The sequence below is a fragment of the Erythrobacter westpacificensis genome, from assembly GCF_039542285.1.
GTDB classification, from domain to species: Bacteria; Pseudomonadota; Alphaproteobacteria; order Sphingomonadales; family Sphingomonadaceae; genus Alteraurantiacibacter; species Alteraurantiacibacter westpacificensis.
This window is the reverse complement of the sequence record NZ_BAABHV010000022.1, coordinates 218,739-239,949: the sequence shown is the minus strand read 5'-3', so window position 1 is coordinate 239,949 and position 21,211 is coordinate 218,739. Positions and strand designations below refer to the sequence as shown.

26 protein-coding genes, 1 tRNA gene and 1 pseudogene are annotated in these 21,211 nt (G+C 63.0%); 19 read left to right on the top strand and 9 right to left on the bottom strand.

Annotated elements, in window-relative coordinates:
* The coding region (locus ABFX23_RS16355; protein ID WP_346034035.1) for an integrase core domain-containing protein at nucleotides 1–339 on the top strand (339 nt) is incomplete at its 5' end.
* A 95-nt stretch (nucleotides 340–434) separates the two neighbouring features.
* Nucleotides 435–908 carry a hypothetical protein gene (locus tag ABFX23_RS16350; RefSeq protein WP_119586686.1) on the top strand — a complete coding sequence of 158 codons (474 nt, stop codon included), beginning with the start codon at nucleotides 435–437 and terminating at the stop codon, nucleotides 906–908.
* Between the two features lie 2 nt (nucleotides 909–910).
* Here ABFX23_RS16350 and ABFX23_RS16345 read toward each other — a convergent pair whose 3' ends face one another.
* Nucleotides 911–1,141: a helix-turn-helix transcriptional regulator gene (locus ABFX23_RS16345; protein WP_119586685.1), complete on the bottom strand. Its 231-nt coding sequence runs from the start codon at nucleotides 1,139–1,141 to the stop codon at nucleotides 911–913.
* Entirely contained in the window at nucleotides 1,134–1,625 is a 492-nt protein-coding gene (locus ABFX23_RS16340; RefSeq protein ID WP_119586684.1) for a hypothetical protein, read from the bottom strand. The genes ABFX23_RS16345 and ABFX23_RS16340 overlap by 8 nt, the downstream gene beginning before the upstream one ends.
* Before the next feature lie 366 nt (nucleotides 1,626–1,991).
* Between ABFX23_RS16340 and ABFX23_RS16335 the strand changes: the two genes are divergently transcribed.
* From ABFX23_RS16335 to ABFX23_RS16315, 5 genes are read left to right on the top strand one after another with little or no spacing between them, the layout of a single operon-like run.
* Entirely contained in the window at nucleotides 1,992–2,324 is a 333-nt protein-coding gene (locus ABFX23_RS16335) for a hypothetical protein (RefSeq protein WP_119586683.1), read from the top strand.
* A 31-nt stretch (nucleotides 2,325–2,355) separates the two neighbouring features.
* Entirely contained in the window at nucleotides 2,356–2,643 is a 288-nt protein-coding gene (gene traL / locus ABFX23_RS16330) for a type IV conjugative transfer system protein TraL (RefSeq protein WP_119586682.1), read from the top strand.
* A 12-nt stretch (nucleotides 2,644–2,655) separates the two neighbouring features.
* Nucleotides 2,656–3,225 (top strand): type IV conjugative transfer system protein TraE, encoded by a 570-nt coding sequence (locus ABFX23_RS16325; RefSeq protein WP_346034034.1) that lies wholly within the window; start codon nucleotides 2,656–2,658, stop codon nucleotides 3,223–3,225.
* The gene (locus ABFX23_RS16320; protein ID WP_119586680.1) at nucleotides 3,222–4,037 is read left to right on the top strand and encodes a type-F conjugative transfer system secretin TraK; all 816 of its coding nucleotides are present in this window, start codon (nucleotides 3,222–3,224) and stop codon (nucleotides 4,035–4,037) included. The genes ABFX23_RS16325 and ABFX23_RS16320 overlap by 4 nt, the downstream gene beginning before the upstream one ends.
* Nucleotides 4,037–5,410, top strand: a complete 1,374-nt coding sequence (locus ABFX23_RS16315) for a hypothetical protein (protein ID WP_346034033.1) — start codon at nucleotides 4,037–4,039, stop codon at nucleotides 5,408–5,410. The genes ABFX23_RS16320 and ABFX23_RS16315 overlap by 1 nt, the downstream gene beginning before the upstream one ends.
* Before the next feature lie 21 nt (nucleotides 5,411–5,431).
* On the opposite strand, the pseudogene ABFX23_RS17845 reads toward ABFX23_RS16315, so the two are convergent.
* Nucleotides 5,432–5,611 (bottom strand): annotated as a pseudogene (locus ABFX23_RS17845) (hypothetical protein); the annotation flags it as partial.
* Between the two features lie 402 nt (nucleotides 5,612–6,013).
* Here ABFX23_RS17845 and ABFX23_RS16310 point away from each other — a divergent pair.
* The 3 genes from ABFX23_RS16310 to ABFX23_RS16300 all read left to right on the top strand — a co-directional run bounded on the left by ABFX23_RS16310 (nucleotide 6,014) and on the right by ABFX23_RS16300 (nucleotide 7,399).
* Nucleotides 6,014–6,598, top strand: coding sequence for a lytic transglycosylase domain-containing protein (locus ABFX23_RS16310; RefSeq protein ID WP_346034032.1), 585 nt, complete (start codon nucleotides 6,014–6,016; stop codon nucleotides 6,596–6,598).
* A gap of 64 nt (nucleotides 6,599–6,662) precedes the next feature.
* The gene (locus tag ABFX23_RS16305; RefSeq protein ID WP_251104298.1) at nucleotides 6,663–7,214 is read left to right on the top strand and encodes a thermonuclease family protein; all 552 of its coding nucleotides are present in this window, start codon (nucleotides 6,663–6,665) and stop codon (nucleotides 7,212–7,214) included.
* Nucleotides 7,205–7,399 (top strand): DUF6961 family protein, encoded by a 195-nt coding sequence (locus ABFX23_RS16300; protein WP_346034031.1) that lies wholly within the window; start codon nucleotides 7,205–7,207, stop codon nucleotides 7,397–7,399. Before ABFX23_RS16305 ends, ABFX23_RS16300 begins: the two co-directional genes overlap by 10 nt.
* 136 nt (nucleotides 7,400–7,535) lie before the next feature.
* Here the strand turns inward: ABFX23_RS16300 and ABFX23_RS16295 are convergent, their stop codons facing one another.
* The 4 genes from ABFX23_RS16295 to queF form a co-directional block, all read right to left on the bottom strand.
* On the bottom strand, nucleotides 7,536–8,759 hold the full coding sequence (locus ABFX23_RS16295; RefSeq protein WP_346034030.1) for a tyrosine-type recombinase/integrase: 1,224 nt from the start codon (nucleotides 8,757–8,759) through the stop codon (nucleotides 7,536–7,538).
* A gap of 165 nt (nucleotides 8,760–8,924) precedes the next feature.
* A tRNA-Leu gene (locus ABFX23_RS16290) sits at nucleotides 8,925–9,011 on the bottom strand.
* 270 nt (nucleotides 9,012–9,281) lie between these two features.
* Nucleotides 9,282–10,586 carry a UDP-glucose dehydrogenase family protein gene (locus ABFX23_RS16285; RefSeq protein ID WP_346034029.1) on the bottom strand — a complete coding sequence of 435 codons (1,305 nt, stop codon included), beginning with the start codon at nucleotides 10,584–10,586 and terminating at the stop codon, nucleotides 9,282–9,284.
* A 76-nt stretch (nucleotides 10,587–10,662) separates the two neighbouring features.
* On the bottom strand, nucleotides 10,663–11,130 hold the full coding sequence (gene queF / locus ABFX23_RS16280) for a preQ(1) synthase (RefSeq protein WP_346034028.1): 468 nt from the start codon (nucleotides 11,128–11,130) through the stop codon (nucleotides 10,663–10,665).
* An 85-nt stretch (nucleotides 11,131–11,215) separates the two neighbouring features.
* Between queF and ABFX23_RS16275 the strand changes: the two genes are divergently transcribed.
* From ABFX23_RS16275 to ABFX23_RS16235, 9 genes are all read left to right on the top strand, one after another.
* Entirely contained in the window at nucleotides 11,216–12,058 is an 843-nt protein-coding gene (locus tag ABFX23_RS16275) for a sulfurtransferase (protein WP_346034027.1), read from the top strand.
* Nucleotides 12,055–13,272, top strand: a complete 1,218-nt coding sequence (gene metC, locus ABFX23_RS16270; RefSeq protein ID WP_346034026.1) for a cystathionine beta-lyase — start codon at nucleotides 12,055–12,057, stop codon at nucleotides 13,270–13,272. The genes ABFX23_RS16275 and metC overlap by 4 nt, the downstream gene beginning before the upstream one ends.
* On the top strand, nucleotides 13,269–14,519 hold the full coding sequence (locus ABFX23_RS16265) for a mechanosensitive ion channel family protein (protein ID WP_346034025.1): 1,251 nt from the start codon (nucleotides 13,269–13,271) through the stop codon (nucleotides 14,517–14,519). The genes metC and ABFX23_RS16265 overlap by 4 nt, the downstream gene beginning before the upstream one ends.
* 68 nt (nucleotides 14,520–14,587) lie before the next feature.
* Nucleotides 14,588–15,319: a hypothetical protein gene (locus tag ABFX23_RS16260; RefSeq protein WP_346034024.1), complete on the top strand. Its 732-nt coding sequence runs from the start codon at nucleotides 14,588–14,590 to the stop codon at nucleotides 15,317–15,319.
* Between the two features lie 69 nt (nucleotides 15,320–15,388).
* Nucleotides 15,389–16,144 (top strand): uroporphyrinogen-III C-methyltransferase, encoded by a 756-nt coding sequence (gene cobA / locus ABFX23_RS16255; protein WP_346034023.1) that lies wholly within the window; start codon nucleotides 15,389–15,391, stop codon nucleotides 16,142–16,144.
* Entirely contained in the window at nucleotides 16,141–16,437 is a 297-nt protein-coding gene (locus ABFX23_RS16250) for a DUF2849 domain-containing protein (RefSeq protein WP_346034022.1), read from the top strand. Before cobA ends, ABFX23_RS16250 begins: the two co-directional genes overlap by 4 nt.
* Nucleotide 16,438: 1 nt before the next feature.
* Nucleotides 16,439–18,073 carry a nitrite/sulfite reductase gene (locus ABFX23_RS16245; protein WP_346034021.1) on the top strand — a complete coding sequence of 545 codons (1,635 nt, stop codon included), beginning with the start codon at nucleotides 16,439–16,441 and terminating at the stop codon, nucleotides 18,071–18,073.
* A complete protein-coding gene (locus ABFX23_RS16240; RefSeq protein WP_346034020.1) occupies nucleotides 18,066–18,521 on the top strand; it encodes a DUF934 domain-containing protein in 456 nt (151 codons plus the stop codon). The genes ABFX23_RS16245 and ABFX23_RS16240 overlap by 8 nt, the downstream gene beginning before the upstream one ends.
* Nucleotides 18,514–19,299, top strand: coding sequence for a phosphoadenylyl-sulfate reductase (locus ABFX23_RS16235; RefSeq protein WP_346034019.1), 786 nt, complete (start codon nucleotides 18,514–18,516; stop codon nucleotides 19,297–19,299). Before ABFX23_RS16240 ends, ABFX23_RS16235 begins: the two co-directional genes overlap by 8 nt.
* Here the strand turns inward: ABFX23_RS16235 and ABFX23_RS16230 are convergent.
* Both ABFX23_RS16230 and ABFX23_RS16225 read right to left on the bottom strand, forming a co-directional pair.
* On the bottom strand, nucleotides 19,296–20,498 hold the full coding sequence (locus tag ABFX23_RS16230; RefSeq protein WP_346034018.1) for a cupin domain-containing protein: 1,203 nt from the start codon (nucleotides 20,496–20,498) through the stop codon (nucleotides 19,296–19,298). The two genes, ABFX23_RS16235 and ABFX23_RS16230, sit on opposite strands and share 4 nt — an antisense overlap.
* Before the next feature lie 78 nt (nucleotides 20,499–20,576).
* The gene (locus ABFX23_RS16225; RefSeq protein WP_346034017.1) at nucleotides 20,577–21,122 is read right to left on the bottom strand and encodes a hypothetical protein; all 546 of its coding nucleotides are present in this window, start codon (nucleotides 21,120–21,122) and stop codon (nucleotides 20,577–20,579) included.
* Between the last annotated feature and the right edge of the window lie 89 nt (nucleotides 21,123–21,211).

The window sequence follows — 21,211 nt, the reverse complement described above, 5'->3', positions numbered from 1 at the left end:
GGGCGCTACGCGCCCTTGTCTCCATCAAGGCGAGCGCTGCCTTCAAGAGGCAGCTTCCCAATGTGCTATGGGCATGAGTTCCAGGCGAAGTTCCATTGGCATGTCGAGGACCTCGGGATCCGCCACGCCTACATCAAACCAAGCTCGCCTCAGCTGAATGGCAAGGTCGAAAGATCGCATCGCTCAGACAGTCAGGAGTTTTATCAGCTGCTCACCTACAAGGGTGATGTCGATCTCGAAGAACGCCTCGACGAATGGGAGCGCTTCTACAACTTCCACAGAACGCATGGCGCCTTCAACGGCAAAACGCCTCACGAAGCTCTACGCGAGAAGCTATAGTACAAGTCCAACCGTGTCTCGCCAGTCACCCGATGTTACAACGAGGGATTGACCCGCAATCAATTTGCGAAGCTGAATTCGTTCAGGAGTATTACATGCAGTGGCCGACCATCGCTGCCTATCCGACCGGGCTCAGGAAGATCGGCAGACTTCATCTGGAATGCAACGCCGGGATCGAGATTTCGGATGGAGTTACAGAGATCGGCGAAATCGATGTCTCCGATCATCCTGTCGTGAAATTGCCCGCCAGCTTACGAACGGTCGGAACCTTGGATGCCTCCTACGACGGATACGTCGAACTTCCGGAAGGCGTCGAAACGGTCGAAAGCATAAGGCTCTATCTCGACTCGGTTGTGCACCTTCCAAACTCGATCCGCAGGGTCGGTAGCATCAACACAGAGGTGGAATCGCACATCGACGATGTAGGCGTAGACGACGAAGATGAATTTTGGGAAGGGGTTGAGCAACAGGAGACCGAGGGTGTGAAGGATTACCCGTTCTATGACTCCTTCGTCTCCTACAACGGTCGCTGCCTCATCAAGGCGAGGCAAGAGCTTACCTTCGATTGAATTCAGGCCTGTTGAGGCTCACCGAGCCTGCCTGATATCCACTCTTCGACCTCGTCTTCGGCCCAAGCGACCGAGTACCCCCCCAGCTGCACCGGTTTCGGAAACTTACCCTCGCTCATCCAGCGATAGATCGTCGAACGGCCTAGGCCGACACGGTGTTGCACTTCCGGCAGGCGAATGAGCCGCGTCACCCGGCGGGTCTCGGTCGCTCCTTTGTCTACCTCCTCACCCACGATGGTCTCCCTCGGACCCGGTAAAGATGTCGCCAAGCAAGGCGTCCTTGCGTTCGAGCTCATCGATATGGTCGGAGAGCAGGCGGGCGACACGATGTGCCGTGCCCTTGGCCCAGCGCGGCTTCACAGCGTGAACCTGGTTGCCGAGGACACGCTCGAGCGCCGAAGGCAGTTCGCCGGAAAAGTCCTCGAAGAATTGCGCGAGGTCCGATTGCAGCCATTCGATCGCGTGATCGCCGCTGCTGACGAGGAACAAAAGCAGGTGTGCGTGCGGCGCGACGCCGCTCGCGGCAAGAATACGCAAGGCTTCACCGAGGCTGGCCGAGCGTTCGCCGGCAAGGACGCGGCGCAGGGCATCCTTATGGATCTGCGCATCGCGCGCGATGTCGCAGCGGGCACGACCGCTGGCTTCGACGGCCGCCAAAAGCAGCCGGGCGAGGTCGGCGCGAACCTGTTGTTCGGCAAAGAGAGCCATGTTGGTCATCGACGAATCCTTATCTCTAGAAGTTATCGACTCCCCGGCTAACCTCAAAGGAAGACTGTAGGAAAACGAAAAGAACAATAAGAGAACATAGAGGAAAGAGCGAATCGGCTTCCTTCCATGATTCGCGCGAATTTCGGCCGCGTTCGCGCGTATCGCGGCTCTCTTCGCTCAGAAGCTGGCACAGTCAGCGCTGCTGCGCGATCAGCCCGCGCGAATCCCGTCCATCGCACCTTCCGATGTCGCTTTTTGCTTGGTCGACGGCCCCAATTTCCAGTTCCCGATTTCCTACAGCCCGGCTCCGGGGAGAGGAAAGAACATACAGCGAACGCATCGCTGCTGATGTTCAATCCCTCGGAGTTTTCATCCATGACCACCAAGACTGCCCTTTCGGTCCAGCAGCGCACGCCCAACCGGGCTCGTGGCCGCGACTACATTCTTCCCGCCTGCGTGGCGCTGGCCTGCGCAGGTGCCGCCTTTGCCGGTGCCGACACCACCTTCGACCCCGCGCTGACCAAGTTCACCGACTTTCTCGAAGGCTCGGGCGGCAAGATCATCACCGTACTCAGCCTCGCGGGCGGTCTGATCGGTCTCGCCTCCGGGCGCTTTTCGCTCGGCCAGGTCGCAGTCCCGGTCGGCGTCGGGATCGGTGTCGGCACCGGCGTGCCGATCGTCACCTCGGTCGTGACCGCGGTCATCTGATCAGCGGATCCGGTCACGACAGGAGGGCAGCATGGCCGACAGGTACCTCGTTCCACGGCGGCTCGACGACCCGGAGCTCATCGGCTTCTGGACCATCGACGAGTTTGCAGGGATTCTCCTTCCCTTCGCCTGGGGCATTCTCTCGCAGCATATCTTCATCGGTATCGGCCTGGCCGCCGGGGCCTGGCTTGCCTTGCGGAAGGCAAAGGCACGCGGCGCCGGTTCGGCACTGGTGCATGCTGCGTACTGGTGCCTGCCCGGGAGCTTTCTCGGGCTGAAAGCCACGCCGCCCTCCCACTGCCGCCTGTTGGCGGGCTGAGGGAGGCGACCCATGCGAGCAGAATTCGCGCACGAACAGGCGCAGACCTATCTGCGGCAACGCAACCGCTTTGCCGTGCTGGCAGGTGTCCTGGGCCTGACCACGCTGATCAGCCTCGGCGCCGCGGTGACCCGCGACGAGCAGGTTGTGCTGGTGCCGATTACCGCCGAGCGGATCACCGTCTCGAGCGGCGGGATCGACGCGCCCTATCTCGAACTCGTCACCCGCGACACGGCACTGATGCTCCTCAACCGGGCCCCCGAAAGCCTCGACTACTGGATGGCGAACATCCTGATGCTCGCCGATCCCGCCGCGCACGGCCGCCTCAAGGCCGAGCTCGTCAGAATCGTCGAGGAACAGCGCGGCTCGGACATCAGCCAGGCCTTCGTGATCGCGGAAATGCATGTCGATCCCAAGGCCCTGACCTCGACCGTAACCGGCACGCTCAAGACCTTCGTCGGCACGCAGGTGATCGCGAGCCAGCGCCGCTCCTTCCGTTTCCGCTGGTCGAAGCGTGGCCTCAGCCTCGCGCTCGCCGGCTTCGAGCAACTTCCCACCGACAAGGAGGAACCCGGCCAATGAGCCTTATCCCATCTCCCCTCGCTGCTGCGCTTGCCGGAACCGGCCTTGCCTGTTTCGCGATCGGCGCGACAAGGCGCCCCGACCCCGGGCTCAAGCTGACCGGCCTCGCCGCACTCGCCTTCGCGCTCGCCCCGGTCCCGGCGCATGCCGACCAGTTCATCGAAGCGGCCGACAACGCGACCATCGACTGCGATCTCGCTCGCGGCGAACTCACCCGGATCGCGCTCATCGATGATGGCTTTGCCAATGTCTCGAAGATCGCGAACGGCTTTCCCTACAACGACTTCCAGGTGACGCACGAGCCGGTGCGCGGAGACATCTATATCTCCGTGCCCCCGCAATTTGCCGCTGCCCGGGTCAGCTTCTTTGCGACCAGCAAGGCGGGCTACGTCTACAAGTTCGCCTGCCGTCTTGGCGGCGAGGAAGCGACCCAGCTTTTCATCACCAATCCCGCGCTCGCTAAAGCCGCGGCTACCGAGTGGGAGACCGAGACCGGGCCTGAGGACGCCGCGATCCGCCTGATCGAGGCGATGGCGAGCGATGCCGTCCTGCCCGGGTTCACCGCCCGCGCCGAACTGTCCGCGCCGCGCCGTACCGGCGGGATCGAGGTCCAGCTGGTCGCCGAATACCAGGGCGATGAACTGACCGGACAGCGCTTCCTCGTGCGCAACCTCGGCCAGGAAAGTCTTGCGCTTGGCTCCGAGCGCGAAGGTCCCGCAGGCACGCTCGCCTTCGCCTACGGCCGCGATGCACTCGCTCCCGGTGAAGCGACCAGTGCCTTCCTTGTCTTTGCCAAGGGAGGGCTCGACTGATGGCCGAGGCAACACAGAAGGACGCCGAAAAAAGGCCTCTGCCGGGCTCACCGGAAGCTCGAGAAAGCGGACGACGCAACCTCAATTCGCAGATCGCGCAGCGCCAGAAGATGCTGCTCGCCGGGATCGGGGCCATCGCGCTCATCGGCGGCGGGATGTTCATCTTCGGCGGCGATGGCGACGAGGGCGGCAGTGATGCCAATGGTGCGGCGACGATCGACACCGGCGGCCTCGTCAATCGCAACCTCTCACAGCGCGAGTTCGTCGCGAGCTACGGCAACCGGCTCGATGCACAGGGACGCGCGATCAAGGATCTGCAGCAATCGCAGCTACCGCGACCCGAGATCGAACAGGAGCTCGAAGCGCTGCGCAGCGAGAACGCGCAGATGCGCTCCGACGGCCAGGCGGCGATCGACGCGATCTCGACCGAGAATGCCAATCTGCGTTCACAGCTCCGCGAAGCCGCGAAGGTGCCTGCAACCGCGCCGCCGCTGCCACCACCACCGGCCTATGGTCCCGGCGTGGGAACGGGTGGGGCTGTCCAGCCACCGCAAGAAGCGCCGGAAGCGCAGGGCGGACAGCTCAGCCTGATGAGTTTCAGCGCTGAGCCGGGCAAGGATGGCAAACCGCGCGCGGCCGAGACTGCGCCTGCGCTACTGCTCGAAGCGAGCCGCGATTACCTTCCGCCCAACAGCTACGCACCGGCAACGGTCATCGTCGGGGTCGATGCCTCGACCGGCGTTGCCAGCCAGAGCGATCCACTTCCCGTGGTGCTCCGGATCACCGGTCCGGCCCGCTCGGTCACCAGCCTCGCATTTCAGTTCGTCGGCGAGTACCGGCGGCCGGTCATTGAGCGCGCGCATGGCGCGGTCGATCACCACGAGTTCCTGTTCGGCCTTGGCAACCTCGTCCTCGTCGCTGTCTTCGTCTTCGAGCACGGCGGCCACTCGGTCGTAGTCGGCCTCAAGTTCGCCGAGCTCCCGCGCTTCCTGTTCGGTCATCGGCGCAGGCTCGCAGGGCAAGCGATTGAGGCCGTCGACAAGGTCATGGCTGACATAGGTGCCAAGCGTCGGCCGAACCCAGGCAAGGCCATATTCGAGGGCGGCCTTTTCTGCGGCTTCTTCCATGGCCTTGTGCGCGAGGTCTTCGAGCAGCGCGACATCGATCCAGCTCTCGCTGGCATCATCGTCGAACAGTTCGCGCTCGATCCGGCCGCCTGCGGCGAGATAGGCATCGCGTCCGACCAGAACAGCTCGCGGATCGGAGCCGCGCACCGTGGCATCGAGCACCATGCGGCGGATCGTGTCGGGCGTGATCTGGTACCAGGCGTCCTGCAGTTCGGCATAGACATGCGCCTGGCGCTCGACATCTGAGATCGCGCCGTAGGCCTTGGCCATGTCGAGCGTGATCGTGCCTTCGGCGAGCGCTTCGAAGACGCAGGGCGCGAGACTTGCCAGGCGCAGACGTCCTTCGACGAAACGGACGGTGAGGCCGAAGCGGCGCGCCACGTCTTCGGTGGTAGCCCCTGCCTCGATGATGGAAGCGAAGGCCTGCGCCTCGTCAGCCGGATTCATCGCGAGACGCTGGAAGTTCTCGGCAAGGCTGGCTTCGCGCACCTCGCTTTCCTCGCCTTCGATGACGAGGCAGGTAACTTCATGGCTTTCGGACAAGGTGGCCTTTTGGCCGAGCGTCACACCGAGGGACGGCGTGCGGTCATCATGCGCGGGGCAACAAGCCATGCCCTTTGTGCCGGACCATTTGCCCCCTCGCGATTCGCAAATGCGACGGGCAGTCTCGACAAGCGACCGGTTGGGATGAGTTTGGACAGACAGGGACATGCGAGCTCCTCAGCATGCAAAGTGGCCCCCTCATCAGCGTTCCTCTCCTCTCCCGAAGGCAGGCATTCGCAGCTTTCCTACAGGCTTATGTTCTATTTATGTTCCATTACGATTCGAATCAATGGAGCACCACTCGAGATGACCTGCCTCAATCGTCAGACCGCGATAGCGGTCGCCTGTTTGGGAATGATCGCGACCTCCTCTCAGCAAGTCCGCGCCCAGGATTTCACCTTGTTCGAGCACGCGATCGTTCCACCGAAGACGGACCAGCAGCCGGCAAGGCAATATCTTCCTGCAATCTACCAAGCCGGGCCAGCAAACGTGTCCTACCGGGAGGGTCTGTATATGGCGGCAATAGCCGAGGCCGAGCGCCGGTACGGGCTTCCGACCAACCTGCTTCGGGCTCTCATCTGGGCTGAATCCCGCTTCAATCCGATGGCTGTGAGTCCAGCCGGTGCTGCCGGGCTGGCTCAGCTTATGCCGGCCACGGCGCGAGAACTGGGCGTCCGTAACCGTCATGACCCTCTTGCATCGATCGACGGTGGCGCCCGGTATCTTCGCGATATGTTGGACCGGTTCGACGCTGTCCACCTGGCCTTGGCTGCTTATAATGCGGGCCCAGGTGCCGTCTCCCGATCACGCGGCATTCCGAAGAATGGTGAAACGCCGCAATATGTCCGGTCTGTGTTGGGACGTTGGCAAGCAATTGGTACGTACAATTGACGAAACTGCCTGATTTCTGGCTATTGTCTGAGATCATGTGCCGGAATGAAGACGGACAACGCTAGTGAATGAGACGCCCGGTGAACCGTTCGACTTTCGCAAGGCGTTGAAGGCACAGAAGCGCCGGAAGCTGAGAAAGGAGATCGCGTTGGGTTTGGGAGCATTCGCGATCGTATTTGCTGGAGGGATGCTGGCACTCAACTGGCCAGTCCATGTTGCCAGCCTTGCTAACGACGATCAGCAGCCTCAGGCATTATTCCAGCAAGCGAGCACCCCACAATTCGACATCTGCGGATCCATCCGGCGCACATGCGTCGTGGATGGAGATACTTTCTGGCTCGATGGCGTGAAGATCCGCATTGCCGACATCGACACTCCCGAGATCAGCGAGCCACGTTGCGACTATGAATACCAACTCGGCATGCGCGCGACGCATCGCCTTGTCGAACTGCTCAATGGCGGACCCTTTGAACTCAGAACCATCGGTAGCAGAGATGAGGATCAGTACGGCCGTAAACTGCGGGTCGTAACGCGCGGCGGCCGCTCGCTCGGCGATCAGCTGGTCAGCGAAGGGCTGGCGCGGACCTGGACCGGGAGACGCGAACCATGGTGTTGAACCGCGACCAGGAATTGTGGGCCGTCGCGCTCTGGGTCGAAAAGAACCATGGCGAAGAGGGAACCGCGTATATCGCGCAGCAAATCCAGCGGCTATCCAACGAAGGGGACGAGGCAGGCATAGCAACTTGGAATACTGTTGCTGAGCGCTTCGATCAGCTTGGCTGCCAAAGCTCTACGAACTGAGGCTCGGCACAATGCGGAATTGGCTTCGAATCTGGGGCATCAGAATTGAGTTCGCCTTGTTGGCGTCTGTGTCCCTGGCGGGGCTGATCCTAAGCCTCCAATCCTGCATTGGGTGAGAAGAAATTCGTTCTCTCGATCAACCCTTCGCAAACTTGCCCTGGATGACCTTTCCTCCTGTCCGGAGCTCATCGAGGTAGTCGCTCCACCATTGAGCCATCCGCACACGCTCGTCCCAATGTTTGCCGCGATGGTAGATGCCACGCACAACATTGCTGTCGCCATGTGCCAGGGCACGCTCGATTGCATCCGGATTCCAAAGTCCCGACTCGTTCAGGAATGTTGATGCTGTCGCCCGGAGTCCGTGCGCGGTGACCTCTTCCTTCGAGTATCCCATGCGACGGAATGCGGCATTGAGCGTGTTTTCACTCATGGGACGCTTGGAGCTGCGCGCAGATGGGAAAACATATCCTTCGCGGCCGAGCATCTCGCCCAGATCAGAGAGATAGCCTCTAACCTGCTTGGAAAGCGGGACGGCATGCGCTCGGCGCGCTTTCATTTTACCGGCAGGGATCTTCCAGACCCCATCGACGAGGTCGATCTCGTGCCATTCGGCATGCCGGAGTTCGCCGGGGCGTACGAACACATGCGGCGCTATCTGCAAAGCTAACTTCGTCACCATGTAACCAGTGAAGTCGTCGATTGCGCGCAGTAGCCCGCCTAGCTCATTGGGCTCGAGGATTGCTGCATAATGCGTGGCTCTCGGCGTTACGAGAGCACCCTTCAGCATACTGGTCGGATCGGATTTGCAGCGGGTGGTAGCGACACCGTAGCGAAACACGCGGCCTGCGAACGACCGGCATTTCTTCGCAGTCTCGTGCTTACCGATGGCTTCCAGTCGTTTGAGAGGAGCCAGGACTTCGAACGGCTGGATCTCGTTGATGGGTCGGTTCCCGATGGCAGGCGCAAGCTTGTCGAGGAAATAATTGGCCTTGACGATCGTGCCATCGGCGCGGCCATTCTGGACCATCATCTGTTCAATATACTCACGTGCGACTGCCTCGAACGTCTGTGCAGAAAGGAACTCTGCACGGATTTTCCGCTTCCGCTTTTCAAAGGCCGGGTCACCCCCTGAAGCAACTGCTCGTCGTGCCTCGTAGGCCGCGTCTCGCGCTTGCTTGAGGCTGATTTCAGGATAGCTGCCGATGCAGAGCTTCTTTTGCGCACCGCCGATCCGGTATCGAAATCGCCAAAGCTTGCTGCCGGTCGGCGTGACCTCAACATATAGGCCGCGCTCATCGGTTACCTTGTACGGCTTATCCTTGGGCTTGAGTGCGCGGAGGCGAGTATCTGTCAGCGGCATGTGGGGGCCTTTTCATCTGGGCCTTTGCGAAACGGCCTCAAAAGGCCCACAAAAGTGTCTGGAACCCCCGAGAACAGGCGGGACGATCCGGAACGATCCAAGGGCCAAATCCCTAGGATTTCTGCGGGTTTTATAGATTATTTGGGAGAACGTGAGAAGAACAAATGGTGCCCAGAAGAGGACTCGAACCTCCACGCCCTTGCGAGCGCCGCCACCTGAAGACGGTGCGTCTACCAATTCCGCCATCTGGGCACCGGAGCGGTGATGCGCCTGTCGCTGTCACCGCAAGGTAGGAGCGGGCCGATAGCGACCCTCGCCAGCGGCTGTCAACCAATTTACCTGCCAACTAGGCAGAAAATCACACAGAACGTGCTTTGCTTACCAGTTTACGAGTGCTTGCCCTCCTGCAGACATGGCAGGGCGCGGATCTGATGCGGTTGGATGACCTGGATTCCAGCGCCCTGCCCTCCTGGCAAATTGCTTCAATCGCTTACCGACAGCGTGTGCAGCGACCGATTCGGCTCACCGTCCCACGGCGACATATTCGAACCCGTGGCGTTCGACGTCGGTGCGGCTGTAGAGGTTCCTGAGGTCCACCAGCAGGGGCGTCTTCAGCAGGTCCTTCATACGGTCGAGGTCCAGTGCGCGGAAGGCGTCCCACTCGGTCACGATCACGGCGGCATCGGCGCCCTCCATCGCCTCGTAGGGACCCTCGCAGTAGGTGACCTTGTCGATCACCTTCTTCGCCTGTTCCATGCCTTCGGGATCGTAGGCCTTCACATGGATCCCCCCATCCTGCAGCGCCTGCACCACGCTGATCGCGGGGCTGTCGCGCATGTCGTCGGTGTTCGCCTTGAATGTGAGGCCCAGGACCGCGACGGTCTTGCCGTGCTGATCGCCGCCGCCCAGCGCGTTGATGACCTTGCGCCCCATCGAACGCTTGCGTTGGTCGTTGCTCGCAACCACACTTTCGATGATCCGCAGCGGGCTCTCGTAATCCTGCCCGGTCTTGAGCAGCGCCAGCGTATCCTTGGGGAAGCACGAACCGCCGTAGCCCGGCCCCGGCATCAGGAAGCGATTGCCGATGCGGCTGTCGAGGCCAATGCCCTTGGCAACATCGCGCACGTCCGCGCCCACCTTCTCGCACAGGTCGGCGATCTCGTTGATGAAGCCGATCTTGGTGGCGAGGAAGGCGTTGGCGGCATACTTCGTCAGCTCCGCGCCGCGCCGGCTCATAACCACCAGCGGGCTCTCGTTGCGGGTGAGCGGGCGGTAGATCTCTGCCAGCACCCTCTCGGCGTGTTCGTCGTTCACGCCGATCACCACGCGGTCAGGCCGCTTGAAGTCGTCGATCGCCGCGCCCTCGCGCAGGAACTCGGGGTTGGAGGCGACAGAGAACTCCAAGTCGGGCGCGGTCTCGCGGATGATGCGCTCCACCTCGTCACCCGTGCCCACAGGCACAGTCGACTTGTCGACCACCACAACCCCTTCGGGCAGCAGCGGCGCCATCTCCTCTGCCGCGGCATAGACATAGGACAGGTCCGCATGGCCATCGCCGCGGCGGCTGGGCGTGCCCACGGCGATGAACACCGCGTCCGTCCCCGGCAGCGCCTCGGCCAGGTCCAGCGTGAACGCCAGCCGCCCGGCTTCCACGTTCTTCGCCACCAGTTCGTCCAGCCCGGGCTCGAAAATCGGGATCTCGCCCGCCAGAAGCGCGTCGATCTTGGACTGGTCCTTGTCGACGCAGACGACCTCGTGACCGAAATCCGCAAAACAGGCGCCGGAGACAAGGCCCACATAGCCGGTTCCGATCATCACGATACGCATTGGAATAATCCTTCAGATAGTGGCGCGGCCCCTTCGGGCTCGTCGCGCACTTTGATCAAGTTTGGCGAACGAGGTGCTAGCCACGTCCGCGATAGGAGGCGACACCCTGGTCGGGCAGCCACAGCCCTTCCGGAGGGGCCCCGCTTTGCCAGAACACGTCGATGGGGATGCCCCCGCGCGGATACCAGTAACCGCCGATACGCAACCAGCGCGGCTGCATTTCCTCGAACAGGCGCTGCCCGATACCCACGGTTACGTCCTCATGGAAGCCGTTGTGGTTGCGGAAAGAGCCCAGGAACAGCTTCAGGCTCTTGCTCTCCACAATCGTATCGCCGGGGGCATAGTCGATCACCAGGTGCGCGAAATCGGGCGCGCTGGTGACCGGGCATAACGAGGTGAATTCCGGCGCGGCGAACCGCACCAGGTAAAGCTGTCCCTTGCGCGGATTTGGCACGTAATCGAGAACCGCTTCCTCTGGGGAGGCGGGCAAGGCGCTTGTCTGCCCCAGGTATCTGGGTTCTGCTGGCTTGTCGGTATCGCTCATGGGCGCACCTGATGGCGCGGCTTGGCGCGCGGCGCAAGCGCCTGCGGCATTTACGAAGCCGATAGCAACGGTTACGCCCCATTTCATGGACACGCTTCAAACCACCCATTGGCTGGCGCAGCGGCTCGGGGATGACGATCTCGTGGTGCTCGACGCCTCGTCCCATCTGCCGGGAGCCGGGCGCGATGCGCAGGCGGAATATGCCGATGCGCATATTCCCGGCGCGCGCTTTCTGGACCTGAAGACGCTGGTAAATCCGGAAAGCGAGGTGCCTTCGGCCTACCCCACCCGATCGCAATTCGATGCGCGGATGCGGGAACTGGGCGTGCAAGGGGCGGATACGATCGTCCTTTACGACAACAGCGCGATGCGCACATCGGCGCGGGCGTGGTTCCTGTTCCGCCTCTACGGTGTGAAGACGGCGATACTGGATGGTGGCTTGCCGAAGTGGATTGCGGAAGGGCGACCGACAGAGACAGGAACCGTGCCAATCGAGAAAAGCGGCTTCACCTCGTCAGGCGGCGAAGGGGAAATCCGCACCAAGGCGGACATGCTCGGCAATTGCGACGCCGGCGGCGAACAGGTGGTCGATGCCCGCGACGCGGGGCGCTTTACCGGCGAAGTGCCCGACAGCGTGCACAACCTGCCCGGCGGCCACATCCCCGGCGCGCGCAATCTCTTCTTCGCAGACCTGCTGGCCGAAGACGGGACTTTCCTGCCGCCCGAACAACTCGCCGAGGGCTTCCACAAGGCCGGGCTCGATCCGGACAAGCCCCTGGTCGCCAGTTGCGGCGGCGGCGTAACGGCCTCGGTGGTGCTGCTTGCGCATTACCTGATCGGGCACGAGCACGGCGCACTGTACGATGGAAGCTGGAGCGAGTGGGGCGCAGACCCCGCCACGCCCAAGGAAACCGGCCCCGCGGCATGACAGACAAGCCCACCAAACCCGCCACCCGCGTTGTCGAAGCCGGGCGCAAGCGCGAGTGGACCAGCGTTCCCGGCGGCAAGGGCGCCGTGGTCAATCCGCCGGTCTGGCGGGCCAGCACGCATCTCTACGAAGACATCGCCGATCTTGCCGGGGGCCGCCCGAACGAGGACGGTCATTTCTATTACGGCCGGCGCGGCGGACCGACCCAATGGGCGCTGGCAGACGCGCTCACGTCGCTTGAGCCGGGCGCGGACGGCACAGAGCTGTTTCCCAGCGGGGTTGCGGCCATTGCCTGCACCTTGCTGGCCGTTCTGCGTCCCGGCGACGAACTGCTGGTAACCGACAATGCCTACGAGCCGACGCGCAACATCGCGCTCTCCATGCTCAGGCAATTCGGCATAACGGCGAGGCCCTTCGACCCCCTCGCTCCCGATGGCCTTGCCAATGCCATCACCGATGCAACCAAGGCGGTAATGCTGGAGAGTCCCGGCAGCCTGACCCTGGAAGTCTGCGATATTCCGGCGCTCGCGAGCCTCGCCCGCGAGCGCGGCATTCTCTCCATCATCGACAACACATGGGCGACGCCGCTGGGCTTCCCGGCCCTGACACACGGCTGCGATGTATCGGTGATGAGCCTTACCAAGCACGTGGGCGGCCATTCGGACGTGATGATGGGCAGCGCCAGTGCGGCGAAGCCAGTGATCAATCGCATCCGGCGCCAGGCCCAGTTCATGGGGCAGGTCGTCTCTCCCGACGATGCCTCCCTCGCGCTGCGCGGCCTGCGTTCTATGCAGGTCCGGCTCGAACGATCGACACAGACCGCGCTGGACGTGGCGCGGTGGCTGGACGAACGCCCCGAAGTGTCGGCCGTCCTGTGTCCGATGCTGCCGGGCGCACCGGGGCATGATCTGTGGCAGCGCGATTTTTCCGGCGGCTGCGGCCTTTTTAGCTTCGTTCTTTCCGATGGCCTCGATGTTGATGCCCGCGCACGGCTGATCGATGCGCTGGATCTGTTCGGCATCGGCTTCAGCTGGGGCGGTTTCGAGAGCCTTGCCATACCCTTCGATCCCGCGCCCGTTCATACGCTGCGCCCTTGGCCTCCGGGGATCGATACCGGCAGCGGACTTGGCGTGCGCCTCTCCATCGGGCTAGAAGACGCAGAAGACCTGATTGCCGATCTTGCTGGCGGCCTTGATGCGATGGGAGCGAAATGACCGGACCTGCAACCCTGCCGGATTCGGCCACGGCCGTTGAAAATGCGATATCGTCACGCTCGGGCGAAGCCGTGCCCCTGCGCGATCCGGAAACGGGCGAACCGCTGCTCGATCCCGAGACCGGAGAACCGCTGATGGGCATTCCCAATCCCGGTGAAGCAGTGCCGGTCCTTGACCCCGAAACCGGCGAGCCGATGTTGGACCCGGACACGGGCGAACCCCTGCTGGCCATTCCCGAGGCGGTGCCGACGCCCGAACCCACGCCGGAAGCCGTCACCGCGATCGGGACGACGGAAGAAGTGCGCGACGCGGTGAGCGAGCGCAGCGAAACCGTCGGCGGCATTCTCGACGGTCTCGACTCCGCGGCCCTGCAAATCGGATCGATCCGCTTTTCCATGCTGGACGCGCTGTTGGCGGTTCTGGTGATCCTGCTGGTAATCCTGCTCGCCTGGGGCGTCACGCGGCTGATCCGCTTTGCCCTGAAGCGCATCACCCGCCTGGACGGGTCGCAGCGCCTGCTGGCGGAGAAGATTTCCACCATCCTGGTCTGGGCCGTGGCGTTCCTGATCGGCATCGACATGCTCGGTATCGACCTTACCGCGCTCGCCGTGTTCTCCGGCGCTTTCGGCCTGGCTATCGGTTTCGGCCTGCAGAAAACCTTCGGTAACCTGATCGCCGGCATCATCCTGCTGATGGACAAGTCGATCAAGCCCGGGGACGTGATCTCGGTCGCGGACACCGCGGGGAACGAGGGGTTCGGCCAGATCCGCAAGATCGGTATTCGGGCGATCTCCGTCGTAACGCGGGACCAGACTGAATACCTGATCCCGAACGAGAACCTGATGATCAACCAGGTGGTCAACTGGTCCTACAGTTCGCGTGAAGTGCGGGTGAAAGCCGCTGTGGGGGTATCCTACAGCAGCGACATCGACCTGGTGATGGAGCTGCTCTACAAGGCTGTCGAGGAAACACCTCGTATCCTCAAGACACCGAAGCCACGGGTGAACATCATGGCTTTCGGCAACAGTTCGGTGGATTTCGAAGTGCGCTTCTGGATCACCGATCCCGAAGGCGGCCTAGCGAACATCCGTTCGGACGTTTACCAGCGAATCTGGCAGCTTTTCCATGAAAACGACGTGGAAATTCCGTTTCCCCAGCGCGATCTTAACTTGCGCGGCAACGAGGAATTCAATCAGCTCGTGGCAGCGATCGGCCAGCGCCTCGAAAACAATTCCACGAAAAGCTGACCTGAGCCGACGAGGCTGTTTCAAGCCCCTGACACACCGTGGTAATGCCCACGCCAGAACAAAGGGCCATGACACAGACACTGGGTATCATTACCGCCTTCGGGGCCGTTGCAGTGCTGGCTTGGCTGGCCGTGCTCTTATACCCTCGCCTGATACCCTCTGCCGCGCCCCTTGCCGGGGAAAATCGCGTGCGCCCCGCTATCCTGTTCATCGTCGCGGCAGCCCTGGCCTTTGGCATCGCCATGACGGTCGGCGCGGGCGGGCCGCTTGCCGGTGACGATCCGATCTCGCTGACCCTGGCGCAGGTCGCCATCTATACGCCTTTCATCGCCCTGGCCGGATTTTTGCACACGCGCGCCGCCCTGCTCGTCCCGCAACGCAACACGCTGCGGTCCGTCGCCATCGGGATCGGCATTACCGTTCTCGCGCTTGCCGCGTATTACTCATCCACCGATGGATGGAAGCACGTGCCACTGCTGGGCGACGCTCTGCTGAGCGGGAATGCGGCGGCGATTGCCTTGCGTTCCACCCTGCGCTGCCTCGTTGTCGGCATGTTCCTCGCGGTTTTCTCGGCCGCATGGTCCATGCGCGCAGTCCTCTTGATCGGGGCCGTGGCCATCGCGCTTACGCAGGTTCCCTCGCTTCTGGCAGAAGGTTTCTCCGCCGCCTGGCTCGGTGTACTTATTGCTCATGTCGCGCTGGTTACGGGCCTGCTCTCGGCCATTCTCGCTACCCGCAACATCGTGTGGTTCTGGCCGGTCCTGGCAGGCTTGAACCTGCTGTTGTTCTCCCTTCCCTAAAGCTGACCTACAGCCCTGCCAAACCTTTCTCACTGGCAGTCTGGCAGCAGCGGGCGCAGTTAGGCCCGCATGGAAAAAGGGAAAATCTTTCTCGTCGGCGCAGGCCCGGGCGACCCGGAACTTCTGACGCTGCGCGCCGCGCGCCTGATCGAGAATGCCTCGCTGATCGTCCACGACGGGCTGGTGGACCGCGCCATCCTTGCCATGGCCCACGCCGACGCGCGGCTGGTTTCCGTCGCCAAGCAGCGATCGAAACACACACTCCCGCAGGAAGAGATCAACGCGCTGCTGGTGCGCGAGGCGCTGGCCGGACGCGATGTGGTGCGCCTGAAAGGCGGCGATCCCTTCGTGTTCGGGCGCGGCGGAGAGGAAATGGAAGCCGCACAGGCGGCGGGCGTTGTCGTCGAGGTCGTGCCCGGCATTTCCGCCGCGAACGGCGCGGCAGCGGCCAGCGGCATCGCCCTCACCCACCGAGAGGATGCGAGCATCGTCAGTTTCGTCGCCGGCCAGTGCAAGGGGCTTTCCGAGCAGGACTGGGCCGGACTTGCCGGCAAGGGCCGCACGCTGGTGATTTACATGGGCGTAAAAACCGCGCCGCAGATTGCCGAGAAGCTGATGGAGGACGGCCTCGCGCCCGACATGCCCGTCGCCGTGATCGAAAAGGCCTGCCGTGCCGACATGCGCGTGCTGCGTGGGCCGCTGGCAGGATTGCCCGACCTCGTGACGCGAGAAGCCGTGCAGAGTCCTGCCCTCATCGTGATCGGCCATGTCACCGCGCGCGCCGATGCCGCGCTTGTTCAATTCGCAGAGGAAGCTGCATCGTGAAAATCCTGACAGGAAACGACCTGAAAACCGGCGCTGTCGTGTGGTGGGATGGCCAGGGATGGTCGATCCACATTACCGAGGCCGTCGACGCGGGCGAGAATGCCGAGAGCATCATCGCCACTGAAAGCGCCGCGCGCCGCGTGAACGCCGCCTACGCCATCGATGCCGAGCAGACCGAAGACGGTCCGCGCCCGGCGCATATCAAGGACCGGGTGCGCGCACTCGGCCCGACCGTTCGCCCCGATCTCGCCGTGCCAGCGGTAGAGCGCGTGGGCTGGGACTGGGTGATCTGACATGTACCAGTATGACAAGTACGACCAGGCGATGGTCGATGCCCGAGTGGAAGAATTCCGCGATCAGGCCCGTCGCCGCCTCGAAGGCAAGCTGACCGAAGACCAGTTCAAGCCGCTGCGGCTGCAGAACGGTCTCTACCTGCAATTGCACGCCTACATGCTGCGCGTCGCCGTGCCCTATGGCACGCTGAACAGCCGGCAGATGCATGCGCTGGCCGACATCGCGGACAAGTATGACCGCGGCTATGGCCACTTCACCACCCGGCAGAACATCCAGTACAACTGGATCAAGCTGGAAGACGCGGCCGATATCCTGGCCGATCTCGCCAAGGTGGAAATGCACGCCATCCAGACGAGCGGCAATTGCATCCGCAACATCAGTTCCGACCAGTACGCCGGTGCTGCCGCAGACGAGGTGGTGGACCCGCGCCCCTACGCCGAACTGCTGCGCCAGTGGTCCAGCTTCCACCCCGAATTCGCTGCCCTTCCCCGCAAGTTCAAGATCTGCGTGATCGCGTCCGAAAAGGACCGTGCGGCCATGCGCCTGCACGATATCGGCATCAATATCGTCAAGAATGACAAGGGTACGCTGGGCGCTGCGTTCTACGTCGGTGGCGGCATGGGCCGCACGCCGATGATCGCGCCATGCATCCGCGACTTCGTGCCGCTGGAGCAGATGGTGACCTATTCGGAGGCGTGCCTGCGCGTCTACAACCGCCACGGTCGCCGCGACAACAAGTACAAGGCGCGCATCAAGATCCTCGTCCACGAAATGGGCGCCGAGGAATATGCCCGCCAGGTGGAAGATGAATTCGTCCACCTGCTGGAACAGGGCATCGAACCGCCGTTCGCAGAACTCGAACGCATCCGCAGCTTCTTCCAGCCGCCCGAATTCGCCGTTGGCCTGCCGGAAAAGGCGGACCGTTCGGACCCCGATTTCGCCCTCTGGATCGATCGCAACTGTTCGCCCCACAAGGTGCCGGGCTATGTCTCCGCCGCGATCAGCCTGAAGCCAGTGGGCGGCATTCCCGGCGATGCCACGGCAGAGCAGATGCACCTGATGGCGGAGCTGGCGAAGGAATACAGCTTCGACGAGTGCCGCGTGACGCACGCACAGAACATCATCCTGCCGCATGTCGAGATCGGGCGCCTGCACGAACTCTGGCAGAAGCTGGACGAGGCGGGCCTCGGCACCGCCAATCTCGACCAGGTGGGCGACATCATCGCCTGCCCCGGCCTCGACTATTGCAGCCTGGCCAACGCTCGCTCCATCCCCGTCTCGCAGAAGATTTCCGAACGCTTCGCGCAGAACGGCAAGGGCGAACTGCTGGGCGAGCTGAAGCTGAAGATCTCGGGCTGCATCAACGCTTGCGGACACCACCACGCAGGCCACATCGGCATCCTCGGCGTCGACCGGAAGGGCACCGAGAATTACCAGTTGCTGCTTGGCGGTAGCGAGGCGGAGGACGTCTCTCTCGCCAAGATCACCGGCCCCGGCTTCAACGAGGCGGGCATTGTCGACGCCGTGGAAACCGTGGCCGATCTCTACCTCGAGAAGCGGCAGGACGGGGAACGCTTCCTCGATACCTATCGCCGCCTCGGCATGGATGCATTCAAGGAGGCGCTTTATGGCTGATGTAGACCTCGGAACGGGCCGCGACGACGTGCAACTGCGTTTCCGCGAGGACGAGCAGGCCGATATCGCTGCCGTGACGGTGGATTCGTTCCTCGATCAGTCCGATGCCGATGCCGTACGCATCGAGCCGGGCGACGACGCGCGCGACCTCTTGCCGCACCTCTCTCGCCTACGCCTGGTGGAAGTGAACTTCCCCAGCCACACGGATGGCCGCGGCTGTTCCGCCGCGCGCCTGCTTCGCGAACACGGCTATACCGGCGAACTGCGCGCCGTGGGTGACGTGCTGGTGGACCAGCTGCGCTACCTGCGCCGCTGCGGTTTCGATGCTTTCGCGCCGGATCAGTGGCTTGACGAGGAAGACGCCAAGGCCGCACTCGCCCGATACGATCACGTATACCAGGCCGCGGCAGACGAAGCCGTGCCGATCTGGAGCCTGCGGCATGGGTGAACCCGCCCGCCAGATTGACCGGATCGACACCGCGCCTGCCTTCACGCAGGCGGATGCCGATGCGTTGAATGCCCGCTTCGCAGACGTGCCGACGCCGGAAATGCTGCGCACGCTGCTGGCAGAGGATACGCTCGGCCGCGTGGGTGTAGTCTCCAGCTTCGGCACGGAGGCCATTGTCCTGCTGCACCTGGTCGCGCAAGCGAACAAGGACGTGCCGATCATCTTCGTCGACACGCTCAAGATGTTCGACGAGACACTGGCCTACCGCGAGCAGGTGATTGACCTGCTCGGCTTCACCAACGCCAGCGTCGTGAAGCCCGATCCGGCCAAGCTGCTGGAAAAGGACGAGACCGGCATGCGTTGGTCCTACGATCCCGACGGCTGCTGCGAGATCCGCAAGGTTGAGCCGATGGCGCGTGCCAAGGCCAGCCTCGATGCGTGGATTTCAGGGCGCAAGGCCTTCCAGTCGCAGACACGCCAGAACCTGCCGCTGTTCGAAGTGGAAGACGGGCGCATGAAAGTGAACCCTCTCGGCGAATGGACGAAGGAAGATCTCGACGCCTATTTCGAGGAGCACGACCTGCCGCGCCACCCGCTGGAGGCGCTGGGCTATCTGTCGGTCGGCTGCTCGCCCTGTACCAGCACCGTCGCTCCGGGCGAGGACCCGCGTGCCGGTCGCTGGCGCGGCTGGGACAAGACCGAGTGCGGTATTCACTCGACGAAGGTGCCCAAGAGCGACGACGGCGACCTCCCGCCAGGTTACGAGCCCTTCCTTTAGGCGCGGCGCAGCAGGCCGTAGGCGACGAGCGAACCGATCACATCGTCCAGTTCCTCGCTGTCTTCGACGGTGAAATCGGACTTCGCGACCGACCCGGCCGCAATCCGTTCCTGCAATTGCGTCGCCAGTGCGTCCGATAGCGGAAGGCTGGCCCCCGGCAGAACGATCTGCCTGCCCTCGCCGCCATCATCGCCTGATTCCTCGAACGAATAGAGGATGTGTTCGCGCACGGTAAACCTGTCGTCCGCGCCGATGGGTTCGCACAGCGCGTTCAACCCGCCCCGCACCCGCCCACCCTGCGAACGGACGAAGTTGCCGGAGAAAGCCGAAAGTGTCGCATCGAAGCTGGCGGTATCGGCAATCGCCTGCGCCAGCCGTTTGAATGTCGCAGCGTGGTCCGCACGGTTGCCTTCGTCGAAGTAGAGATCGCGCGGCAGGGAGCTTCGCATCTCCGGTATGCGCAGGCTCGCCTCTGCCACCGCTTCCAGCATGAAATCGGCCCAGGTCTGTACCAGGATGCCCACGGTGATGTGCAGGCTGGGTCTGTCGCCGTGGGTCAGCGCCCGGTGCGCAGTGCCGCGCGGCACGTATAGGCATTGCCCGGTTTCCAGCACGAACCGATCCTTCAGTTCGCCCGGATCGTCGTGGCCGCTGCGGAAGCCTTCGCCACGGTAGGGCAGCGTTTCCCGGTCGCCGTAGATCTCCCAGTCCTTCGCGCCCGCGACCTGCAGGACGAAGACGTCGTGATCGTCATAGTGGATGCCGAAGCCGTGTTCGCCCGGCGGCGTCATGTAGATATTGGTCTGCGTGCGCGCACCGAACACGCGCTGGAGCGACAGGCAGAAGTCGTAGAGCTTTCCGTCGGCGAAATGGAGCTGCGGCAGGATGATCGTCGCCCCGTCGCGGAAACCGTCCAGCACTGCGCCCCGATCGACCGCGCCATTGGCAAAGGTGAATTCGGAATGCGGTATACCCCTGCCCGATTTCGCCATGTTGATGGCTTTTGCGGGCAATTCGCTGTCGGCGATGATCTCGTCGATGCGGTCGATGCTCAGCAAGTCGCAGATCTCCGGCTTGACCCGCTGGCTATGGAAATAGCGCTTTTCGTAGTGGTCGCGGAAGAACTGCTCCGGCGAGAGCGGTGCCGTCAGCATCCGCAGGGCTTCGCTGGAAGAGCGGCTGGTCAATTCGTTTTTCATCGCCTGTCGATACGACAACGGGGCCAGGAATAACCGGCCCCGTGGTCATGAACTCCCGTCAGATCCGGTCCTGCCTGCCTAATATCCGCGCCCGTTGCCTACGGGATCGTTCGGGTCGGAATCGGTGAAACCGCTCTCGCGGCCTCGACCGCTACCGATGGCATCCGCGTTCGCACCGGTGTCGGAATCCGTGATGCCGGTATTCGCCCGGCCGCGCCCGTTGCCCACGGGATCGCGGTTGGCGCCGACATCGGAATCGGTGACCCCGCTGCGGCTTCCGCGGCCGTTCCCGACAGAGTCGCTCGGATCGGAATCGGTCACACCGCTGCCCCGCCCGTTGCCCACGGAATCGCTGGGATCGGAATCGGTCAGGCCGCTCTTGTTGCTGCCGCGCCCGTACTGGGCCGGATCAGCACTCGATCCGGAATCGCCGTCGGTCAATCCGGTGCGGCCATGGCCAGCCTGATCGTTCGGATCGCTGTCCGTATAGCCGGTACTGCCGTAATTCACATCGTCGCTGGGATCGCTGTCCGTCCGGCCTGTGCGCTGCGCCGCTGCAGGCGAACTGATCATGGTGGCGGCGACGCCGCCGCTCACCAATGCCACGAAAGAACGGCGTGACACGGGTTTCACCCTTCTTGCCATATGATTTCCCCCACATTTCCCCGAAACGGGCACAATCCCGACTTGTACTACCGCGTGAGAGTAACCGG

Bases quoted from the DNA above. Each gene is read 5' to 3' on its own strand.
- ABFX23_RS16245 (WP_346034021.1), top strand. From the start codon at position 16,439: ATGTACCAGTATGACAAGTACGACCAGGCGATGGTCGATGCCCGAGTG.
- ABFX23_RS16335 (WP_119586683.1), top strand. From the start codon at position 1,992: ATGACCACCAAGACTGCCCTTTCGGTCCAGCAGCGCACGCCCAACCGG.
- metC (WP_346034026.1), top strand. From the start codon at position 12,055: ATGACAGACAAGCCCACCAAACCCGCCACCCGCGTTGTCGAAGCCGGG.
- ABFX23_RS16310 (WP_346034032.1), top strand. From the start codon at position 6,014: ATGACCTGCCTCAATCGTCAGACCGCGATAGCGGTCGCCTGTTTGGGA.
- ABFX23_RS16275 (WP_346034027.1), top strand. From the start codon at position 11,216: ATGGACACGCTTCAAACCACCCATTGGCTGGCGCAGCGGCTCGGGGAT.
- ABFX23_RS16285 (WP_346034029.1), bottom strand. From the start codon at position 10,586: ATGCGTATCGTGATGATCGGAACCGGCTATGTGGGCCTTGTCTCCGGC.
- ABFX23_RS16235 (WP_346034019.1), top strand. From the start codon at position 18,514: ATGGGTGAACCCGCCCGCCAGATTGACCGGATCGACACCGCGCCTGCC.
- ABFX23_RS16230 (WP_346034018.1), bottom strand. From the start codon at position 20,498: ATGAAAAACGAATTGACCAGCCGCTCTTCCAGCGAAGCCCTGCGGATG.
- ABFX23_RS16260 (WP_346034024.1), top strand. From the start codon at position 14,588: ATGACACAGACACTGGGTATCATTACCGCCTTCGGGGCCGTTGCAGTG.
- ABFX23_RS16295 (WP_346034030.1), bottom strand. From the start codon at position 8,759: ATGCCGCTGACAGATACTCGCCTCCGCGCACTCAAGCCCAAGGATAAG.
- ABFX23_RS16315 (WP_346034033.1), top strand. From the start codon at position 4,037: ATGGCCGAGGCAACACAGAAGGACGCCGAAAAAAGGCCTCTGCCGGGC.
- cobA (WP_346034023.1), top strand. From the start codon at position 15,389: ATGGAAAAAGGGAAAATCTTTCTCGTCGGCGCAGGCCCGGGCGACCCG.
- ABFX23_RS16325 (WP_346034034.1), top strand. From the start codon at position 2,656: ATGCGAGCAGAATTCGCGCACGAACAGGCGCAGACCTATCTGCGGCAA.
- ABFX23_RS16340 (WP_119586684.1), bottom strand. From the start codon at position 1,625: ATGACCAACATGGCTCTCTTTGCCGAACAACAGGTTCGCGCCGACCTC.
- ABFX23_RS16300 (WP_346034031.1), top strand. From the start codon at position 7,205: ATGGTGTTGAACCGCGACCAGGAATTGTGGGCCGTCGCGCTCTGGGTC.
- queF (WP_346034028.1), bottom strand. From the start codon at position 11,130: ATGAGCGATACCGACAAGCCAGCAGAACCCAGATACCTGGGGCAGACA.
- ABFX23_RS16350 (WP_119586686.1), top strand. From the start codon at position 435: ATGCAGTGGCCGACCATCGCTGCCTATCCGACCGGGCTCAGGAAGATC.
- ABFX23_RS16265 (WP_346034025.1), top strand. From the start codon at position 13,269: ATGACCGGACCTGCAACCCTGCCGGATTCGGCCACGGCCGTTGAAAAT.
- ABFX23_RS16320 (WP_119586680.1), top strand. From the start codon at position 3,222: ATGAGCCTTATCCCATCTCCCCTCGCTGCTGCGCTTGCCGGAACCGGC.
- ABFX23_RS16240 (WP_346034020.1), top strand. From the start codon at position 18,066: ATGGCTGATGTAGACCTCGGAACGGGCCGCGACGACGTGCAACTGCGT.
- traL (WP_119586682.1), top strand. From the start codon at position 2,356: ATGGCCGACAGGTACCTCGTTCCACGGCGGCTCGACGACCCGGAGCTC.